Origin of the sequence: Paenibacillus sp. A3, assembly GCF_001399685.1 — a bacterium.
GTDB lineage: Bacteria > Bacillota > Bacilli > Paenibacillales > NBRC-103111 > Paenibacillus_G.
Genome location: NZ_JTHN01000378.1, coordinates 1 through 600, shown reverse-complemented (window position 1 = coordinate 600; position 600 = coordinate 1). Strand labels below are relative to the sequence as shown.

At 59.3% G+C, this 600-nt stretch carries 1 pseudogene; it reads left to right on the top strand.

Annotated features, from left to right (window positions below):
• Positions 1 to 600, top strand: a pseudogene (locus QJ48_RS37850) (glycosyl transferase family 1); the annotation flags it as partial.

The window sequence follows — 600 nt, the reverse complement described above, 5'->3', positions numbered from 1 at the left end:
CCTCGATTGGCTATGGATGAAGCAGCGCCCGCAGCAGTTGATGACCCAACTGGCAAGACTGGGCTACACGGTATTTTTCTGCAACCGGACCAGATCGATTCCGCGGGTGGAACGCATCGAGCCGAACCTGTTTGTCGTCCATCATCATGAGCATTGGCTTCAAACGGCTTGGCCCAAAATCCGCAAAGCCGCCCCCGTTATCGTCTGGTGCTCGCTGCCCTTCGCCTACTTGTCCATTGCCGCTGCCTATTCCCCCGATCAGCTCGTTTACGACTGTTCGGACGAGCTCGGCGAGTGGTTCCGGGCCGAAAAACAGCTGGCCGTCCGGGCGGATGCCATCGTATGCTCATCGCAGCGGCTGTACGACCGAATCCGAAGATGTTACCCGGAGCAGAGGGCCGCCTTGATCCGCAATGGTTACGATCCAAGTACGAAGCTTCACTTGCCGGACGAAGAAGCCGCTGCAAGTCGTGGATCATCGAAGCGAAAACAGATCGGCTACGTCGGAGCATGGGCGCCTTGGATCGACGAAGGGCTGATCGGCCAATGCTCGCGGCTGCCCGGGGCCGAAGTGACGGTAATCGGGCCGCAGTTCGACAG